General features: G+C 55.3%; 21 protein-coding genes. 12 read left to right on the forward strand and 9 right to left on the reverse strand.

What is annotated here, in order from left to right; genetic code table 11:
* Window positions 1–32: 32 nt before the first annotated feature.
* From A7P99_RS07885 to A7P99_RS10260, 11 genes are all read left to right on the forward strand, one after another.
* Window positions 33–1,727 (forward strand): glutamine--tRNA ligase/YqeY domain fusion protein, encoded by a 1,695-nt coding sequence (locus tag A7P99_RS07885; protein WP_067447956.1) that lies wholly within the window; start codon window positions 33–35, stop codon window positions 1,725–1,727.
* 189 nt (window positions 1,728–1,916) lie between these two features.
* Window positions 1,917–2,336, forward strand: coding sequence for a Fe-S cluster assembly transcription factor (locus A7P99_RS07890; RefSeq protein ID WP_067448210.1), 420 nt, complete (start codon window positions 1,917–1,919; stop codon window positions 2,334–2,336).
* A 133-nt stretch (window positions 2,337–2,469) separates the two neighbouring features.
* Window positions 2,470–3,684: an IscS subfamily cysteine desulfurase gene (locus A7P99_RS07895; protein WP_067447954.1), complete on the forward strand. Its 1,215-nt coding sequence runs from the start codon at window positions 2,470–2,472 to the stop codon at window positions 3,682–3,684.
* A gap of 134 nt (window positions 3,685–3,818) precedes the next feature.
* The gene (locus A7P99_RS10595) at window positions 3,819–3,950 is read left to right on the forward strand and encodes a hypothetical protein (protein ID WP_255361152.1); all 132 of its coding nucleotides are present in this window, start codon (window positions 3,819–3,821) and stop codon (window positions 3,948–3,950) included.
* A gap of 142 nt (window positions 3,951–4,092) precedes the next feature.
* Entirely contained in the window at window positions 4,093–4,476 is a 384-nt protein-coding gene (iscU, locus tag A7P99_RS07900) for a Fe-S cluster assembly scaffold IscU (RefSeq protein ID WP_067447952.1), read from the forward strand.
* A 44-nt stretch (window positions 4,477–4,520) separates the two neighbouring features.
* Window positions 4,521–4,745 (forward strand): DksA/TraR family C4-type zinc finger protein, encoded by a 225-nt coding sequence (locus A7P99_RS07905; protein ID WP_231863751.1) that lies wholly within the window; start codon window positions 4,521–4,523, stop codon window positions 4,743–4,745.
* A 153-nt stretch (window positions 4,746–4,898) separates the two neighbouring features.
* Window positions 4,899–5,141, forward strand: a complete 243-nt coding sequence (locus A7P99_RS07910; protein ID WP_067528642.1) for a recombinase RecA — start codon at window positions 4,899–4,901, stop codon at window positions 5,139–5,141.
* 56 nt (window positions 5,142–5,197) lie between these two features.
* Entirely contained in the window at window positions 5,198–5,518 is a 321-nt protein-coding gene (gene iscA, locus A7P99_RS07915) for an iron-sulfur cluster assembly protein IscA (protein ID WP_049257904.1), read from the forward strand.
* Window positions 5,519–5,620: 102 nt separating this feature from the next.
* Window positions 5,621–6,241 (forward strand): RlmE family RNA methyltransferase, encoded by a 621-nt coding sequence (locus tag A7P99_RS07920; protein ID WP_067448208.1) that lies wholly within the window; start codon window positions 5,621–5,623, stop codon window positions 6,239–6,241.
* 67 nt (window positions 6,242–6,308) lie between these two features.
* Window positions 6,309–8,345: an ATP-dependent zinc metalloprotease FtsH gene (gene ftsH, locus A7P99_RS07925; protein WP_067447950.1), complete on the forward strand. Its 2,037-nt coding sequence runs from the start codon at window positions 6,309–6,311 to the stop codon at window positions 8,343–8,345.
* A gap of 50 nt (window positions 8,346–8,395) precedes the next feature.
* Window positions 8,396–8,545 carry a hypothetical protein gene (locus tag A7P99_RS10260; RefSeq protein WP_167738608.1) on the forward strand — a complete coding sequence of 50 codons (150 nt, stop codon included), beginning with the start codon at window positions 8,396–8,398 and terminating at the stop codon, window positions 8,543–8,545.
* Between the two features lie 84 nt (window positions 8,546–8,629).
* On the opposite strand, the gene A7P99_RS07930 is transcribed toward A7P99_RS10260, so the two are convergent.
* From A7P99_RS07930 to A7P99_RS07965, 9 genes are all read right to left on the reverse strand, one after another.
* Window positions 8,630–9,133, reverse strand: coding sequence for a hemerythrin domain-containing protein (locus tag A7P99_RS07930; protein ID WP_067528644.1), 504 nt, complete (start codon window positions 9,131–9,133; stop codon window positions 8,630–8,632).
* Window positions 9,134–9,243: 110 nt separating this feature from the next.
* A complete protein-coding gene (locus tag A7P99_RS07935; protein WP_067441055.1) occupies window positions 9,244–9,444 on the reverse strand; it encodes a (2Fe-2S)-binding protein in 201 nt (66 codons plus the stop codon).
* A gap of 366 nt (window positions 9,445–9,810) precedes the next feature.
* Entirely contained in the window at window positions 9,811–9,924 is a 114-nt protein-coding gene (locus A7P99_RS10710; RefSeq protein ID WP_369799383.1) for a hypothetical protein, read from the reverse strand.
* 53 nt (window positions 9,925–9,977) lie between these two features.
* Window positions 9,978–10,709: a hypothetical protein gene (locus A7P99_RS10490; RefSeq protein ID WP_156499722.1), complete on the reverse strand. Its 732-nt coding sequence runs from the start codon at window positions 10,707–10,709 to the stop codon at window positions 9,978–9,980.
* Window positions 10,710–10,731: 22 nt separating this feature from the next.
* Window positions 10,732–11,847, reverse strand: a complete 1,116-nt coding sequence (locus A7P99_RS07945; RefSeq protein ID WP_082880688.1) for a beta-ketoacyl synthase N-terminal-like domain-containing protein — start codon at window positions 11,845–11,847, stop codon at window positions 10,732–10,734.
* 3 nt (window positions 11,848–11,850) lie between these two features.
* On the reverse strand, window positions 11,851–12,327 hold the full coding sequence (locus tag A7P99_RS07950) for a hypothetical protein (RefSeq protein ID WP_067447946.1): 477 nt from the start codon (window positions 12,325–12,327) through the stop codon (window positions 11,851–11,853).
* Window positions 12,328–12,392: 65 nt separating this feature from the next.
* Window positions 12,393–12,680 carry an acyl carrier protein gene (locus A7P99_RS07955; RefSeq protein WP_067447944.1) on the reverse strand — a complete coding sequence of 96 codons (288 nt, stop codon included), beginning with the start codon at window positions 12,678–12,680 and terminating at the stop codon, window positions 12,393–12,395.
* Between the two features lies 1 nt (window position 12,681).
* Window positions 12,682–13,929: an ABC transporter permease gene (locus tag A7P99_RS07960; RefSeq protein ID WP_067687153.1), complete on the reverse strand. Its 1,248-nt coding sequence runs from the start codon at window positions 13,927–13,929 to the stop codon at window positions 12,682–12,684.
* Between the two features lie 60 nt (window positions 13,930–13,989).
* The gene (locus tag A7P99_RS07965) at window positions 13,990–14,883 is read right to left on the reverse strand and encodes an ABC transporter ATP-binding protein (protein ID WP_067528650.1); all 894 of its coding nucleotides are present in this window, start codon (window positions 14,881–14,883) and stop codon (window positions 13,990–13,992) included.
* 263 nt (window positions 14,884–15,146) lie between these two features.
* Here A7P99_RS07965 and A7P99_RS07970 point away from each other — a divergent pair, with 263 nt between their 5' ends.
* Window positions 15,147–16,037: a zinc-binding dehydrogenase gene (locus A7P99_RS07970; RefSeq protein WP_304439349.1), complete on the forward strand. Its 891-nt coding sequence runs from the start codon at window positions 15,147–15,149 to the stop codon at window positions 16,035–16,037.
* Window positions 16,038–16,250 lie beyond the last annotated feature (213 nt).

The following is a 16,250-nucleotide window of genomic DNA, read 5'->3' on the forward strand; positions in this document are numbered from 1 at the left end:
CCGACCATCATTATTTTCAGGTAGCCCAAACCATGCTTAATAAAGACCAATTCGCCGATAACCACTTTATCCGCACCATCATCGAAGAAGACCTCAAAAGCGGCAAACACAGCGCCATCCAAACCCGTTTCCCGCCCGAACCCAACGGCTACCTGCACATTGGCCACGCCAAATCCATCTGCCTGAACTTCGGTTTGGCCTATATCTACGACGGCCTGTGCAACCTGCGTTTCGACGACACCAACCCGGAAAAAGAAAACGACGAATACGTTAATGCCATCAAGGAAGACGTTGAATGGCTGGGTTTCCATTGGGCGGGCGAGCCGCGTTTCGCTTCCAATTATTTCGATCAGCTGCATGACTATGCTGTCGGTTTAATCAAAGACGGCAAAGCATATGTGGATGATTTAACGCCGGAACAAATGCGCGAATACCGCGGCACGCTGACACAAGCGGGCAAAAACAGCCCCTACCGCGAGCGCAGCATCGAAGAAAACCTCGATTTGTTCACGCGCATGAAAAACGGCGAATTCCCCGACGGCAGCAAAACCCTGCGCCTGAAAATCGACATGGCATCGGGCAACATCAATATGCGCGACCCCGTCATCTACCGCATCCGTCGCGCCCATCACCACAACACCGGCGACAAATGGTGCATCTACCCGATGTACGACTACACGCATTGCATTTCCGATGCCATCGAAGGCATCACGCATTCCTTGTGTACGCTCGAATTTGAAGACCACCGCCCGCTCTACGACTGGGTGTTGGACAACATCCCCGCGCCACACCCCACCCGCCCGCGCCAATACGAGTTTTCCCGTTTGGAGCTGTTGTATTCCATCACCTCCAAACGCAAGCTGAACCAATTGGTTGCCGACGGCCACGTTGCCGGCTGGGACGATCCGCGTATGCCCACCATTTCCGGTATGCGCCGCCGCGGCTACACGCCCGAAGGCCTGCGCCTGTTTGCCAAACGCGCCGGTATTTCTAAGTCTGAAAACATCGTTGATATGAGCGTGTTGGAAGGCGCGATTCGCGAAGAGCTGGAAAACTCCGCCCCGCGTATGATGGCTGTGTTGAATCCGATTAAGGTAACGCTCACCAACTACGATGCCGCTCGTACCGAAAGCCGCATCGCGCCGTATCACCCGAACCGCGAAGATATGGGCAGCCGCGAACTGCCGATTTCGTCTACGCTCTACATTGAAGCCGACGATTTCAGCGAAAACCCGCCCAAAGGCTGGAAACGCCTGACGCCCGGCGGCGAAGTGCGCCTGCGCCACAGCTATGTGATGAAGTGCGACGAAGTGGTGAAAGACGCCAGCGGCAACATCGTTGAGCTCAAATGTAGCCTGGATTACGACACCTTGGGCAAAAACCCAGAAGGCCGCAAAGTGAAGGGCGTTATCCATTGGCTCTCGGCCGAACATGCCGTTCCCGCCACCGTGCGCCTGTACGACCGCCTGTTTACCGAACCCCGCCCTGATGCCGTGCGCGGCGAGGACGGCGCATACCTGCCGTTTACCGATTTCCTCAACCCCGAATCGGCTAAAGAAATCACCGCCTACGTTGAAGCCGCCGCCAATGATTTGCCTGCGGAGAGCCGCTGGCAGTTCGAACGGCTGGGCTATTTCGTGACCGACCGCAAAGACCATGCAAAAGGCAAGCCCGTGTTTAACAAAACGGTGGGTTTGCGCGATACTTGGCAGGCTAAAGCCCAATAACCCTGCGATGATGCAAAGGCTACCTGAAAAAGGCAGAGCCAGGTTTAGCTTCGCAGAAACTTTGCTTCGGCTGCGCCGAAACGTCATTTTCAGGTAGCCTGCTTTCATGCCGGACAGTATCTATACTTGACTAAATTACTTGGGTATTGGAAAATCCGCATCCCCTTGATGCAACAAGACCATAGCCCTATGCGATTAACCACCAAAGGCCGTTTTGCCGTAACCGCCATGCTTGATTTGGCGCTGTACGGGCACGAAAACCCCGTCAGCCTCAACGCCATCAGCGGTCGGCAGAATATTTCCCTATCCTACCTTGAGCAGCTTTTCGGCAAGCTACGCCGCGCCGGGCTGGTAGAAAGCGTGCGCGGGCCCGGTGGTGGCTATTTACTCAGCCGCCCGCCCGACGGCATCAATATTGCCGAAATTATCTATGCCGCCGAAGACAAGCTGGATGCCACCCGCTGCGGCGGCCAAACCAACTGCCATCACGGCACGCCCTGCCTCACGCATGATTTATGGGAGAACCTCAACCAAACCATCCAAGGCTACCTGAACAGCATCTCCCTGCAAGATGTGCTTGATAAAAGGCATAGCCACTACCTGTCATGATGCCGCCATCGACCTTACCCATATCCACTATAGCTAAGGCACTTATTTCTTTCTGCGGGGGTAAGCCAGCCGCTTTGGAAATGCGCTTCCGCTATGAATTAATTACACAACCACATACCAAACAGAGAAAATCATGGCCAAACAAACCCCCATCTATCTCGACTACGCCGCCACCTGCCCCGTAGACAAACGCGTGGCCGAAAAAATGATTCCCTATTTGAGCGACATCTTCGGCAACCCCGCCTCCAACAGCCACACATTCGGCTGGACGGCGGAAGAAGCTGTTGAAAAAGCCCGTGCCAACATCGCCGCCCTAATTAACGCCGACCCCAAAGAAATCGTCTTCACCAGCGGCGCGACTGAGTCCGACAACCTCGCCATCAAAGGCGCGGCAAACTTCTATAAATCCAAAGGCAAACACCTCATCACCGTCAAAACCGAACACAAAGCCGTGCTCGACACCATGCGCGACCTCGAACGCCAAGGTTTTGAAGTCACCTACCTCGGCGTACAAGAAAACGGCCTGATCGATTTGGACGAACTCAAAGCTGTCATCCGACCCGACACCATCCTGATTTCCGTGATGTGGGTGAACAACGAAATCGGCGTGGTTCAAGATATCCCCGCCATCGGAGAAATCTGCCGCGAACGCAAAATCATCTTCCACGTCGATGCCGCACAAGCCTGCGGCAAAATACCTGTGGACGTTGAAGCCGCCAAAATCGACTTACTGTCCATGTCCGGACACAAAGTGTACGGCCCCAAAGGCATCGGCGCACTATACGTCCGCCGCAAACCCCGCGTCCGCCTCGCAGCCCAAATGCACGGTGGCGGCCATGAACGCGGCTTCCGTAGCGGCACCCTGCCCACCCACCAAATCGTCGGCATGGGCGAAGCCTTCCGCATCGCCAAAGAAGAACTCGCGCAAGATATGGCGCACTACACCAAACTGCGCGACATTTTCCTCAAAGGCATCGAAGACATCGAAGAAGTCTATATCAACGGCGACCTCGAACACCGCGCCCCGAACAACCTGAACGTCAGCTTCAACTTTGTCGAAGGCGAAAGCCTGATTATGGCGGTTAAAGAACTTGCCGTATCCAGCGGTTCAGCCTGTACCTCCGCTTCGCTCGAACCCAGCTACGTCCTGCGCGCGCTCGGCCGCAACGACGAACTGGCGCACTCATCTCTGCGCATCACCTTCGGCCGCATGACCACCGAAGAAGAGGTGCAGTTTGCAGCAGAACTGATTAAATCCAAAATCGGCAAACTGCGCGAGCTTTCTCCGCTGTGGGAGATGTTTAAGGAAGGAATTGATTTGAGTACGGTAGAGTGGGCAGAACATTGATTTGCTCTCAAAGAGAAGGCTGGCTGAGATTTATCTACCAATCCTAGCAAGTAGGTTGGGTTAAAAACCCAACAATAGCAAAATCCTTTTTTCAGGTAGCCTTAATTCCACATTAAACTTTGAAGAACACAACCATGAACGACCAAGAACTAGACCTTGATAATTTGGATGCCCTACTCGAAGACTTCGATGGTATCACCGTGGAAGGCGGCACTGATCCTGAAAACAACGATGACGGCTGTGAAGGCGGTGCGTGCAAAATTTAGCCGCCCCATTTGAGCTTCGCAGGAATCTGTTTTGCCCGTTTTAATTTCGTTGAAACTAGAACTTTAGCTTCGCAGAAACTCCGTTTTCAGGTAGCCTTAATCCAATCACAAACCATCATAATTTTTAATAAGGAAACACATCATGGCATACAGCGATAAAGTTATTGACCACTACGAAAACCCGCGTAACGTCGGCACGCTTGATAAAGACGACAACAACGTTGGCACCGGCATGGTGGGTGCGCCCGCCTGCGGCGACGTGATGCGCCTGCAAATCAAAGTGAACGATCAAGGCATCATCGAAGATGCGAAATTCAAAACCTACGGTTGCGGCTCAGCCATTGCCTCGTCCAGCCTGATTACCGAATGGGTGAAAGGCAAAAGCCTGGACGACGCGCTGGCGATTAAAAACAGCGAAATTGCCGAAGAATTGGAATTGCCGCCCGTGAAAATCCACTGCTCGATTTTGGCGGAAGACGCAGTGAAAGCCGCCGTGGCCGATTATAAAAAGAAAAAAGGCGTATAACTATGGCCGGTGGCTGGGCGCCCGACGGCGCGGAACAGGCGTAAATTGATGCCAATTTAGACGATGCGCTGGCCGCCGCCCGGCGACATTTGCCCTCCGGTGAAAGCGCCTGTGAATGCACCGAATGCGGCGAACCCATTCCCGAAGCCCGCCGCCGTGCCCTGCCCGGCGTGCAGTTGTGCATTACCTGCCAAGAAGAGGCCGACAAACAGCAGCAATTCCGCTCCGCCTACAATCGGCGCGGCAGCAAGGACAGCCAGCTGAAATAGGCTACCTGAAACTGATGGTTTCATAGCAACCGAGTTTCCTGACAACGCGCCTGCTCGGGCATCGATGCCGTGTATGATCGTTTTACTGTCTGATGACGGTTTTCAGGTAGCCTGCCCCAAAAAAACCTGCCGACATCAATACGGAATAAACCTATGTTTACCCCAGAAGAAACCCAATCCCTGCTCGCCGAAAAAGGTATCGGCAAAACCGTGCTGCAACGCTTACAGCAAATGGGTTTGGACGACGTGGCCAAACTGGCTGCCGCTGATGCTGCCGATGTATTAGAGCAGGGCGCGGCGCTTACCGGCAGCAGTTGCTGGAAAAACAGCCCGCAGGCCAAATCTGCCATAGCCACCGCTATCGCTTGGGCAGTAAACCGACAAAAGGCTACCTGAAAACCTGATATTGTTTTTCAGGTAGCCTCTTAAGAACCTAAAACAAAGGAAACCCCATGATTACACTCACACCCAACGCTGCCGAACACATCCGCAGCTTCCTCACCAAGCGTGGTAAAGGCGAAGGTATCCGCATCGGCGTGAAAACCAGCGGCTGCTCCGGCATGGCCTACACGCTGGAATTTGCCGATGAAATACTGCCCGATGATCTGGTGTTTGAAGGGCACGGCGTAAAAGTATTGGTTGATCCGAAAAGCCATATCTATCTCGACGGCACCGAGTTGGACTTCACCAAAGAAGGCCTTCAGGAGGGCTTCAAATTCGCCAACCCGAACGTGAAAAACGAATGCGGTTGCGGCGAAAGCTTTAATGTTTGAGCCCTTGGATTAGCGCATCAGAAGGCTACCTGGAACCCCGATTGTGGTTTTCAGGTAGCCTTATCGGCTACAATGCGGCCGTTTCTTTGATTGGGATTGATGATGGCAACCCGTTCCAAATCCTCCAAAAGCTGGCTGAACGAGCACGTGAACGACCCCTATGTGCATCAGGCGCAGAAAGACGGCTATCGTGCCCGGGCGGCATACAAATTGCTGGAAATCAACGACAAAGACAAGTTGATTAAAAATGGCTCTGTGTTGGCCGATTTGGGCAGCGCGCCGGGCAGCTGGTCGCAGGTGGCAGTTAAGCTGGCGGGGTCGCAGGGCAGGGTGTTTGCATTGGATATTTTGCCGATGGAGCCGATTGTGGGCGTATCGTTTATCCAAGGCGATTTCCGCGAAAACGAGGTGCTGGAAGAGTTGGAAAACTTGCTCGAAGGCCGCGCGCTAGACCTTGTAATTTGCGATATGGCACCCAATATGTCGGGCAATGCGGTAACCGACCAGGCGCGCAGCTATGTTTTGTGCGAGCTGGCACTGGATTTTGCCGCCGAGCATCTGAAAACCGGCGGCAATATGCTGGTGAAAGTGTTCCAGGGCGCGGGATTTCAGGAATATATGCAGGCCATGCGCGGGGTGTTTGCCCAAGTGCAGGTGCGCAAGCCCAAGGCCTCGCGCAGCCGTTCCAGCGAAGTGTATCTGCTGGGCAGGAGTAAGCGGTAAATCGGCAAGGTACTGGTTATCATCTGTTTTTTATTTGTGGCATTTATATAGTTAGGAGCTTGTTACCGTGCGTAACACCGTTAGGACGATTTTGGTTTGGCTGTTTCTGGCCGGGGTGCTGCTTGCCTCGGCCCAAACGTTGCTGGGCAAGAGGGAAGACAAACAGCTGATCAACTATTCGCAGTTTATCCAGCAGGTAAACAAAGGCGAAGTGGCCAAGGTGGATATTGAAGGCACGCTGCTGAGCGGTTATGTGATTAAAGGCGAGCGCACCGACAAATCCAAGTTCTATACCAATGCGCCGATGGACGACAAACTCCTGACGATGCTGCAGGACAAGAACGTTGATTTCCGATACATCCCCGAAGAAAAACCCGGCCTGTGGAGCAATATTTTCTTCACCAGCCTCTTGCCGGTACTGTTGCTGATTGGCGCTTGGTTTTACTTTTTGCGCATGCAAAACGGCGGCGGGGGCAAAGGCGGGGCGTTTTCCTTCGGCAAAAGCCGTGCTCGGCTGCTGGATAAAGATGCCAACCGCGTAACCTTCGCCGATGTGGCCGGTTGCGACGAGGCGAAAGAAGAAGTGCAGGAAATCGTGGATTACCTCCAAGCGCCAAACCGCTATCAGAGCTTGGGTGGCCGTGTGCCGCGCGGAATTTTGCTGGCCGGCAGCCCGGGTACAGGTAAGACTTTGTTGGCCAAGGCGATTGCCGGCGAAGCAGGCGTGCCGTTTTTCAGCATCTCTGGTTCGGACTTTGTGGAAATGTTCGTGGGCGTGGGCGCTTCCCGCGTGCGCGATATGTTTGAGCAGGCTAAGAAAAATGCGCCCTGTATCATCTTTATCGATGAAATCGATGCCGTGGGCCGCCAGCGTGGTGCCGGTTTGGGTGGCGGCAACGATGAACGCGAACAGACTTTGAACCAGCTGCTGGTGGAGATGGATGGTTTTGAAAGCAATCAAACGGTTATCGTGATTGCTGCCACCAATCGCCCGGATGTACTCGACCCAGCCTTGCAGCGCCCCGGCCGTTTCGACCGCCAAGTGGTGGTGCCGTTGCCTGATATCCGCGGCCGCGAACAGATTTTGAAAGTGCACGCCAAGAGAGTGCCACTGGATGCTTCGGTGGATTTGGTGTCGCTGGCGCGCGGCACACCCGGTTTTTCCGGTGCGGATTTGGCTAACTTGGTGAATGAGGCTGCGCTGTTTGCCGGCCGCCGCAATAAAATCAAGGTTGATCAGAGCGACTTTGAAGATGCCAAAGACAAAATCTATATGGGCCCCGAGCGGCGCAGCATGGTGATGCACGAAGACGAAAAACGCGCCACCGCTTATCATGAAGCCGGGCATGCCATCGTGGCCGAGAGCCTGCCGTTTACCGATCCGGTGCATAAAGTAACCATTATGCCGCGCGGCCGTGCGCTGGGCTTGACCTGGCAGCTGCCGGAGCGCGACCGTATTTCGATGTATAAAGACCAAATGCTCAGCCAGCTGGCTATCCTGTTTGGCGGACGCATTGCCGAAGACATTTTTGTCGGCCGCATTTCCACCGGTGCGTCCAACGATTTCGAACGTGCCACACAGATAGCGCGCGAAATGGTAACGCGTTATGGCATGAGCGAAAAAATGGGTGTGATGGTGTATGCCGAAAACGAAGGCGAAGTGTTCCTTGGCCGCAGCATTACCCGCTCGCAGCATATTTCCGAGAAAACCCAGCAGGATGTGGATGCCGAAATCCGCCGCATTTTGGACGAACAATATGCGGTGGCCTACAAAATTTTGGATGAAAACCGCGATAAGATGGAAACCATGTGCAAGGCCTTGATGGAATGGGAAACCATCGATCGCGATCAAGTGCTGGAGATCATGGAGGGCAAGCAGCCCAGCCCGCCGAAAGACTACAGCCACAATGTGCGTGGCGGCAACGACGCCGATGCCGGCAGCGCTGAGGCAACAGATGCAGGCGAAACTGACCAGCCTCTTGCCGAACCCGCTCCGGCTTTGGCAGATGAGGCTGCCGAGCAAGACCAAGCTGCTGTTCCGCTGAACGCACAGGCTGCAGAAGAATCAGAGCAGCAAGAGGCCGCTGCCGACAAACAGCTTTAAAATCACGGTGTATTATTTTCCTGCCAACACATCCGATGAAAGGAAAAACAATGAGCCAAAACGAAAACCTCCAGCCCGAATCCGCCGATAACAATGCACCGCAAGTGCAGGATGATACCGAGCTGAAGGTGCTCAACAATGCCGACAACAACAACGGCGAAACCACCGAAAGCGGTTGCTGTGGCGTTTGTGGCAGCTAAGTTTGGTTGGTTCTTTTGATAAAGAAGGCTACCTGAAACTTTCAGGTAGCCTTTTTAATCTTACTGCCGAACGGTACTCAGCCCTTACCCTTGCCGCCTGGCGGCCATGCGCTTGCCGATGATGTGCAGTTCGGCTTCGGGGATTTTGTGGTCACCTAGGTCGAACAGCTGCTCTTCGCGCGGAATGTGGAAGTCGTAGCCGGCAGTGAAGCGTGTGATGAGCTCGAGGTTGGGCGGCATGCCGTCGGCGAGGGAGGCTAGGTGTTGGTTGAGCAAATCCCAGCTGCTGTGCGGGGATTGGTGTTCGCTTTCCAATTCTTGGATCAGCACCTTGGCTTCGGGGGCGTATTGCAGCAGTAGGGGAAAGAAATCTTCTTCTTCGTCTTGGTGGTGTAGAAGAGCGGCTACGTTGAAATAGTGACAGATTTGGGCAACGGCTTGCTCAGCTACAGTGTTGTAGCCGTGCTGTTGCAGATAGTCGGGCAGGGCGTGCAGCTGGCCGCAGAAGCGTTTTACTTTGCCATGGTAGGCGCGCAGCATGGCGGTGGGCTGCTCGAAGGTAACGGAGCTGGTGTTGAATAAGTCCATAATGTGTATTGTTGAGGCTACCTGAAAAGCAAAATGCTGCCGTAATACGGCAGCAGTGTCAATGTGTGGACAGGGTTGGCCGAGCTGGGTGCACGGTGGCAAAACTGCGGCTATTGCAGATTGTTTTTGCCGGCAGCAGCCTGATGGTTATCGCTGTGGTTGCCTAGGTAGGAAACGGCCAAATCGGCGCAGCAGCCGCAGCAGGTGGCCACGCCCAAGGCGTTTTGCAGGTCAGTAAGGCTGGTGGCTCCGGCGGCAACGGTTTCTTGAATCTGGCGGTCGGAAATGGCATTACAAACACAAACAAACATGAGTGTGCCCCTTAAAAATAGTTGTTCTATTGATAATCAGTATTATTAGTGTATAGTAATGGAAACTAATTTAGTATGGCAATAGGTTTTTATGTAAATGGGAGGGCAGGGAAAAGTTGCAGTTGTGGCCTTAGGTATATAGCTAAAGCACTTCTCTATCCTACTGCGTTGGTTCGCCTTGTATGAGTGCTTCAGCTATGGCCTTTCTGGCTGCTACAAACCTTCTCTGCTATTTGGCCAAACTAACATAAAAGGCTACCTGAAATTTAGCTTCGTAGAAGCTGGAGCTTTCAGGTAGCCTTATTATGTTGGCAGGATGAACTTTACCCACTATTCTCTGTGTAATGATGGGCTATATATCCCCCCCTACTCCGGCTCAGAATCTGCCTGCCCGTTTAAAACGGGCAAGGCCAAGGTTTCGCCGTTTCCGCCCACGAATTCAATTTCACACTCATCTTTACCGTATATATCCACAATCACGCTGTGTGTGCTGACAGACAGGCGGTGTTCGGGAATGTCTCTAATCAGTTTAACTACTCTATCTTGTTGGCAGAAAGTGTCTCTATTTGCAACACTGGCCAGATGCCGTGTGGTGGCAGCAGAAGCCGGCCCCGGCCGTACAGCTGCTCTTCCAAGACCAATGCCGCAGGCAGAAAGGCAAATTGGTGCGGCATGACGGTGATGGTGTGATTGATTGCAGCGGTGCTTATCCGCCAGCCGTGCCACTGGGGTGACAAGCTACCTGAAACTTGCCACCACACGCTGCCTTCCTGCTCCCCCTGCCCTGCCTGCTCGTAGGTCCAGCCCAGCAGCACGGTTTGCTGCGGCATAGCAAGCATTTCATTCAGGGCGGCATACAGTGGGCTGAGGTAATCGTCGGCATCGGCGGCGAGAAACACGCTGTTGCCGCTGCTGCCGAGGATTTGCGCCAGCTGGAAAGTGGTGGCGTTGTGAAGATTGGCCATGAAGTCGAGTGGCGAGGGCTGGCAGGCGGTAAGTTTTTGCTGCATCGCGGCCATGCGGGAGGGGGAGCTGAACGGCGAGGCGAGATAAATGGCAGGGTTTTCAGGTAGCCCTTGGCACAGCGGCAAGGCGCCGAGCAGGGCGAGCAGGGTGAAACGGCTCAGGCGGCGGGCATCAATACCGTATTGCTCGCGCAAAAGGCGGCGCAGCTCGGCATCAGGCTGCTGCGGTTCGGCAATAAAGCGGGCGCTGGCTTGGAGGTAGGCCAGTGTTTGGCCTGGGTGCAATGGATTCGACATCATCAAATATACTTTTCAGGTAGCCTTAACCCTGCCAATCCAACACCCAGGCACAATGGCTGCCGCCGAAGCCAAGGAAATAGTTCAGATAGCTGCCGTTTGGCAGCGGCTGGCCGTGCAGTGTGGGCAAAGGGAAATCGGGGGAGGATATGGGCAGGGGCGGCAGGCGGCCTTGTTGCAAGGCGGCGTGCAGCAGGGCGGTTTCCAAGGAGGCACTCGCGCCGAGGGTGTGGCCGGTGTAGGGTTTGAACAGCATGGCCGGAGTATGCGGCCAGATTTGGCGGCGCACCTGCATTTCTACTTCATCGCTCAGGCCGCCGCTGCCGTGGGTTTTCACGCCGCACAAATCCGGCGCGACCATCCCGGCACGGCGAAGACATTCGGCAAGCAGGCTGTGCAGCGGTTCGGTGGAAGAGGCGGTGAGGTTAAGGTGGTCGGTTTGCGCGGTGAAACCGTGCAGGCGGCAGGCGTAATCGTTGTGCGGTTGGGCAGAGAGTGCCAGCGCGGCCATACCTTCACCCAACACCAGCCCGCCGGCATCGAGAAACGGCAGCCTGCCCGGCTCGGTGTCGAGCAGATTCATGGCATAGAAATGCTCGAAGGTGAGCCGATTGAAGCTTTCAAAACCGACCACGATAGCGCGTTCGGCCAAGCCGTTTTCGATGCTGCTGGCAGCAGCAAGCAGGGCTTGGGCGGCGGCGGTGCAAGAGGTGGCGAAGCTGAATACGTTGGGGCTGCGGAAACGGGTTTTCAGGTAGCCTCCGATTTCGCACAAGGTGTAGTGTTCTTCTTCTGGGCTGGCAGCCGGCGCAGCTTCGCGGTCGGACATCACATAGGAGGTGGAACCGATAAACACGGGAATGCCGGCCAGGTTGTCTGCATCCCAGCCAGCTGCCGTAGCGGTTTGGCGGATTTGAGCCTCAATCCAGCCGCACAGCTGCGCCAGCGTGGCCGGAGCGGCGGGGAAGGCGGCAAAATACGGCAGCTCGCGCGGCCGCCCCAGGCCGTGTGCGGTACGGCGGGCGGGCGGTAGGAAGGGTGTTTCAGGTAGCCCGAACGGGCGGCTGCCCTGCCCTTGTGCGCACCAATAACTGCTGCCGCACAAATAGGCGGCTCGGGATGGAGTGTTTATGGTGTTCATTTTTCAGGTAGCCTCAAGTGGTCTGCCCGGCGTTTCCAGCAATTCCCATTCATACTCCGCCTCATGGATGGCCAGCACATAGCCGTTTTCAAGATACAGCCCGAAATCGTCATGTTGTTCAAACCAATGATCCAAAGCGGCCTGCAAGGCGGGCAGGGAAATGCGCGCCCAGAAGCCGAAGCCGTTTTCTTCTAGGCTTATCCAAGCTTTATCGGCAAGCAAGGCGCGTATCCGGCGCACCATTTCGGCACGGGCGGCTTGGTGTTGGGCTTGGCGGAGCGGGTGGTCGATGATGCCGTTTTGATGAAACGGGAAGATGGCGGCAGCCGGGCGGACGGTGCGGTAGATGCCGCTGTCGATAAACCGACGGGCAATGTCGCCATCTGTGGATTGGATGTCGGCAATATTTAAAAAGGCGTAGCGCTGCTGCAGGCGGGCTTGGGCGTTGCGTTGTTGGAGTTGGGCGATTTTCGGATTCATGCGTTGTGCTTAGCGATACGGCAAAGGCTACCTGAAAGCGGGCAGAACGGTTTTTCAGGTAGCCTTTATGCGCCATGCTGTTCGCGAATAAAGGCGGCCAAATCGCGCACGTTCATCATGTGTTTGCGCACCATGCGGTCGCCGTTGAGGCGCACGCCGTAACGGGCTTGCAGAGCGACGGTGATTTGCAGCGCATCGAGCGAATCGAGGCCGACCGGGCTTTCCGGGCCGAACAGCGGGGAGTCGTCGGCAAAGGCGGCCATGTCCACGTCGTCTTGTTTTTCGGTTTCGCGCACAATCAGGCTTTTCAAGGCCTGCTCCAGCGCGGGGGAGCTTAAATCGGGCGTGTTCACGTTAAAATCTCGCTTGGGTTTTGAGTTGGCGGCGGTAGAGCGCGGCGGCAGCGGCAAGGGCGGCCAGGCCGAAGCCGGCCAGGCGCAGCAGCTGTGGAATGATTTGTGCCAGGGTGTAATGGTTTAACAGCAGCTTCTGGAAGGCGGCCAACCCCCAGCCCATCGGCGAGAGCTGGGAGAGCTGCTGCATCAGCGCAGGCATGATGTGCACCGGCACCATCACGCCGCCCAGTGCGGCCATGATGATGATGCCGCCACCACCCAGCACCACGGCGTGTTCGGTGGTTTTGGCCAGCACGCTCACCAAAAGCCCGTAGCCCAGCGCGGCCAGGCTCACGGCGCAGGATACGGCGGCATAGCCAGCCCAGCCTCCGGCCAGCGCAAAGGCAGGCATGCCGAGCAGGGGCAGCACCCATGCGCCCAGCGCAATCATGCCAGCAAACTGCAACTGGTTGATTAAGAAGTAGGGAATCAGCTTGGCAGCCAAGAGTTTCCAAGCGGGGGCACGCGCCATGTTCAGGCGGGTGAGCGTGTTGGTCTGCCGCTCCATCGCCATCACGTTGGAGAGCGGTATCATAATGAAAAACATACCGAAAATCAGCCAGGCGGGCACGCTGTGCTGCACGGAATTGGGCTGCTCCACCGCCTCGCCCTGCCGGTTCAGATACGTTTCCTGCCACATTTCGCGCCCGAGATAAGTTTTGACTTGGCCGAACTTACCGTCCAATTCTTTGTTCACTTGATCTTGAATACGGCGCACGGCGGGGTTTTTGTTGTTGTCCAACACGATTTCGTTGCCATCGAAATACTGCGCCAGGCGTGCCTGGGTGTAGTGCTGGCGCATCAGGCCTTTGATGCCGAGCAGCCAGCCGCGGTCGGCATCGGGCTGGAGCCACAGGCGCAGGGGCTGTTCTTTTTCCAGCGGGGTGGTTTCATCGTTTGGATTGAGCAGCAGCAAATCGGCCTCGCCGCGCTGTAAGGCTACCTGAAAATCGGCCAGGCGGCTTTTATCGGCCAGCTGCACTTTCAGCTTCTCGTTTTGCAGGGCTTGCAGAAACTGTTGGTTAAGCTGGCTGTCGGGTTTGCCGAGCAGCACGATTTGCGCATCGGGATTGAGGTTTTCCCGACTACTGCTCAAGGCGGCCGACATAATCAGCATAAACAGAATCGGCATTACAAACAGCACGGCCACGCCGTGCAGATCGCGGCTGAGCAGCTTGAGTTCTTTTGCAATGGCGGCGGCTAACATGAGGCCGGCCTTGTGGGATGGGATGCTTGCATGGGCTTGGTCATATTCGTTTTATGGTTTTCAGGTAGCCTGCTTGGCCAAGAAGTCCAAATAAAAGCTTTCCAGCGAGGCAAAGCCGAAACGGCAGGCTTCGGCGGCGTAGCCTTTATTTTGCAGTGCAGCCAGCAGTTCGGCGGGCGTATCGGTATCGAAATGCAACGTGCCGTCGGCGGCACAGCGGCCTTGCAACGCGGCCAGCTCGGCATCGGGCAGCGGCGGCACGGTGCGCAAGGCCAGGCCAGGTTGCCCGCCTTGGCGCAGCACCTCATGCAGGCCGCCGTGATACACCAGCCGTCCGCCGTGCAGCAGCGCAATATCGCGGCACAACAGCTCGATTTCCTGCAAATAATGCGAGGTGTACACCACCGTGATGCCTTGCTGCGTGAGCGCGGCCACGCTATCCAAAATAAAGCGGCGCGATTCGGGGTCGATGCCTACGGTGATTTCGTCCAAAAAAATCAGCTTGGGGCGGTTGATGAGGCCGATGGCGAAATTCAGCCGCCGCTTCAGGCCGCCGGAAAGGTGTTTAGCCAGCTTCGCTCGGTGTACGGCCAGGCCGGCCTGCTCCAGCAGGGTTTTCAGGTAGCCTTCGTCGCGCACGGCATACAGCGCGGCAAAAAAGCGCATATTGTCCCACACCGAGAGCAAGGGATAAAAGGCAAAATCCTGCGGCACCAGCGAAATACGCTGCCGCTCTTTGGCCGGCAGCCTGCCCAGCAGCACGCCGTCAAACAAAATCTGCCCGCCCTGCACCGGCAAAAGCCCGGCCAAAAGCGACATCAGCGTGGTTTTACCCGCACCGTTAGGGCCGAGCAAGCCCAGTGCAGCCCCTTCGACTATCGGCAGACTCACGCCGTTGAGCGCATTTTCCTGCGCCTGCGGATAGCGATAGGTAATTTCCTGTATTTCAATCATAAATTTTAAATTCTTAACATTTTAAATTCTTAACAAAGTTGCCAGAAACTGTCCATTTTATTCAACTACCTGAAAAATAATATCAGAATAATAGCCTAAGTCTGCTCGAAACTGCCGCCCAAAATTTCTAAAATCGATCCTCGTTCTTAACTCAACCTAATAATGATACTGATATGAGTACAATGAAAACTGCAAGATGGTACGGTCGCCGTGACATCCACGTGGAAGACGTAGCCGTTCCCGAAATCACACGCCCGTCATAAGTGAAAATCGCTGTGAAATACACCGGCATCTGCGGCAGCGACCTGCACGAATACCTCAACGGCCCTATCTTTATCCTGGTAGAGAAAGAGCATCCCTATTCCAGCCGCAAAGGCCCGCTCACGCCCGACCACGAATTTGCCAGCGAAATCGTGGAAGTGGGAACAGGCGTAACCAATGTGAAAGTAGGTGACTGCATAACCGTTGGGCCGATTTTGGACAAAGACGGACTCAAAGGCAAATACAACCTCGATAAAAATCTCGGCTTCGTTGGCCTGGCTGCCGACGGCGGCTTCACCAGCTACTGCGTGGTAGACGGCGAATTGTGCCACAAATTGCCCGACAGCATCGACTATGAACAAGGCGCGCTCACCGAGCCCGCCGCCGTGGCCCTGTATGCCGTGCGCCAGAGCAAACTCAAAGCCGGCAACACCGCTGCCGTATTCGACTGCGGCCCCATCGGCCTGCCCACCATCGAAGCCCTGCGTGCTGCTGGTGCTACCACCATCTACGCCATTGAGCTTTCTCCCGAACGCCAAGCCAAAGCTCGCAAACTGGGTGCCGTGGTGATCAACCCCTCCAAAGTGAATGTGGTAGAACACATCAAAGCCGAAAACGATGACGACGTAAACGTGTCGTTTGAGGTAACCGGCGTGGCTCCCGTGCTGAAACAGGCCATCGAAGCCGTGGAAAACGACGGCAAATGCATGATCGTGAGCATTTGGGAAAACGAAGCCTCCATCCACCCGAACGAAATCGTGATTAAGGAAAGAACTGTGAAAGGCATCATCGCCTACCGCGACATTTTCCCCGCCGTATTGCAACTGATGGAACAAGGCTACTTCCCGAAAACAAGCTGGTTACCAAACGCATCAAGCCGCAAGACATCGTGAGCGAAGGCTTTGAAGCCCTAGTGAAAGAGAAGAGCCAAGTGAAGATTTTGGTGTCTCCGAACTAAGCGCACAGTTGGCTTAAACCGAACAGCCGCCCACAGGGAAACTTGCGGGCGGTTTTGTATGAAAGGCTACCTGAAAAATGGATTTCAGGTAGCCTTCGGTGCAGTGGCGTGCAGGCATTAAATATACCCTGCGGAATCTCAAATAGCC

Origin of the sequence: Eikenella sp. NML120348, from assembly GCF_001648435.1 — a bacterium.
Lineage (GTDB): Bacteria > Pseudomonadota > Gammaproteobacteria > Burkholderiales > Neisseriaceae > Eikenella > Eikenella exigua.

Coding starts and splice junctions, on each gene's coding strand:
- A7P99_RS07885 (WP_067447956.1), top strand. CDS start 33: ATGCTTAATAAAGACCAATTCGCCGATAACCACTTTATCCGCACCATC.
- A7P99_RS07890 (WP_067448210.1), top strand. CDS start 1,917: ATGCGATTAACCACCAAAGGCCGTTTTGCCGTAACCGCCATGCTTGAT.
- A7P99_RS07895 (WP_067447954.1), top strand. CDS start 2,470: ATGGCCAAACAAACCCCCATCTATCTCGACTACGCCGCCACCTGCCCC.
- A7P99_RS10595 (WP_255361152.1), top strand. CDS start 3,819: ATGAACGACCAAGAACTAGACCTTGATAATTTGGATGCCCTACTCGAA.
- iscU (WP_067447952.1), top strand. CDS start 4,093: ATGGCATACAGCGATAAAGTTATTGACCACTACGAAAACCCGCGTAAC.
- A7P99_RS07910 (WP_067528642.1), top strand. CDS start 4,899: ATGTTTACCCCAGAAGAAACCCAATCCCTGCTCGCCGAAAAAGGTATC.
- iscA (WP_049257904.1), top strand. CDS start 5,198: ATGATTACACTCACACCCAACGCTGCCGAACACATCCGCAGCTTCCTC.
- A7P99_RS07920 (WP_067448208.1), top strand. CDS start 5,621: ATGGCAACCCGTTCCAAATCCTCCAAAAGCTGGCTGAACGAGCACGTG.
- A7P99_RS10260 (WP_167738608.1), top strand. CDS start 8,396: ATGAGCCAAAACGAAAACCTCCAGCCCGAATCCGCCGATAACAATGCA.
- A7P99_RS07930 (WP_067528644.1), bottom strand. CDS start 9,133: ATGGACTTATTCAACACCAGCTCCGTTACCTTCGAGCAGCCCACCGCC.
- A7P99_RS07935 (WP_067441055.1), bottom strand. CDS start 9,444: ATGTTTGTTTGTGTTTGTAATGCCATTTCCGACCGCCAGATTCAAGAA.
- A7P99_RS10490 (WP_156499722.1), bottom strand. CDS start 10,709: ATGATGTCGAATCCATTGCACCCAGGCCAAACACTGGCCTACCTCCAA.
- A7P99_RS07945 (WP_082880688.1), bottom strand. CDS start 11,847: ATGAACACCATAAACACTCCATCCCGAGCCGCCTATTTGTGCGGCAGC.
- A7P99_RS07950 (WP_067447946.1), bottom strand. CDS start 12,327: ATGAATCCGAAAATCGCCCAACTCCAACAACGCAACGCCCAAGCCCGC.
- A7P99_RS07960 (WP_067687153.1), bottom strand. CDS start 13,929: ATGTTAGCCGCCGCCATTGCAAAAGAACTCAAGCTGCTCAGCCGCGAT.
- A7P99_RS07965 (WP_067528650.1), bottom strand. CDS start 14,883: ATGATTGAAATACAGGAAATTACCTATCGCTATCCGCAGGCGCAGGAA.